This is a genomic window from Clostridium thailandense (genome assembly GCF_019207025.1).
Taxonomy (GTDB): Bacteria; Bacillota; Clostridia; order Clostridiales; family Clostridiaceae; genus Clostridium_AM; species Clostridium_AM thailandense.
Genome location: NZ_JAEEGC010000141.1, coordinates 1 through 1,361 on the forward strand (window position 1 = coordinate 1; position 1,361 = coordinate 1,361).

At 34.5% G+C, this 1,361-nt stretch carries 1 protein-coding gene and 1 pseudogene; both read right to left on the bottom strand.

Annotated features, from left to right (window positions below; all coding sequences use genetic code 11):
* Positions 1 to 476, bottom strand: a 476-nt coding sequence (locus I6U48_RS23785; protein WP_218322972.1) for a hypothetical protein, incomplete at its 3' end; no start/stop codon positions are given.
* A gap of 29 nt (positions 477 to 505) precedes the next feature.
* Positions 506 to 1,361, bottom strand: a pseudogene (locus I6U48_RS23790) (hypothetical protein); the annotation flags it as partial.

Genomic DNA, 1,361 nt, shown 5'->3' on the forward strand with positions numbered 1-1,361 from the left:
AAATTTTCAGGAATCAAGTGTGAAGCTTTTCCAGCTTCATCTGTCCCTTGATATGCTAATCCCAATGAATTATTCAACTCATTGCTGAAATATGTATATTCATTAATCACATCATTTTTAATTTCATTATATTTATTACTTACTTCATTCCCCAATTCATTAAAGGCATTTCTAATTGTATCAGATGCTATCTTAAGATCACAATTCACTGCATTGTTCCAACGTGCTTTAATCTCATCCCATGTTGGAAGTATACCCGAATCTTCTGCTCCTGTTGTTATCTTTTGCTTTTTCGGTCCCTCTAACAGTTTTATTAACTTATCTACTTCATTTATTGTATTATCTATCTGCGTAATAGCATTATTTACATCACTTGGCTTACCTGTTGTAAGTGCCTTACCTACAGCACTAATAACTCCTTTAACTGATGAAACTATACTTTTTACAGCACTAACTATTCCACTAAAAAATCCCATCCTCCTCACCTCATTCTCATCAATTCCATCTAATTATTTCTAACCTTAGACCCCTTAATGCTTGTCTCTCCACTCATTTGTATTTCGCTAGCTTTACATTTCAACCCTATAGAATCCTTTGCTGATACTGTTATTGTTCCTGCATTTAAACTTATACTTCCTCCACTTATACTCACTCCACCTCCAGATATCTGGATTCCACTGTCACTTATGGTTATTACTGCTCCATTTGCTGATATAGTTATCTCTCCATCGGTGAACTTTATTTCTTTTCCAGAGCTTGTTCTAAACATTTTCACCCCTGGATCTGGAAGTCCTCCATCGCTTTTCCTTATTGAATTTATTGCAATTCCCTCTTCTTCTTTATTAGTTGGAAAATAAATCTTAACTGAGTCCCCCATCTCCGGCATGCAGTACATTCCTGTATTACCTTCTGATGTATAAGGCGTTGAATATGGAAATGCATAAGCTTCTCCTGAACTTTGCTTTTCATCAATTTGAAGATGAACCTTTACAGTATCGCTGCTTACTCCTATGACCTTACCTTCAATGGATGTTCCCTTTATTTTATTATTTAAAACTAAATCTTGAGTCAAACCATTTTTAGGTGAAAGGATGTATTCATGCTTTAATATACTGTCCTGCATTGTGGCTATTGCCCCAAATACATAGAGTTTTTTATCTTTAAAACTAACAGAATCCCCTATATTTAAAATCCTGTCTGTTTCTATTTTGTAGTATATAAAATCATTTTCCTCTATGGTTTTGTTATAGTTCTCTGAAGAACTTCTGAAGTTTCCTATCTTTTTACTGATGCTGTAATTAAAATCTTCAAGTTGTCCCACTTCTTCTCCTTTAGGCGGGCCAAACCAGAACTTAGTTTTA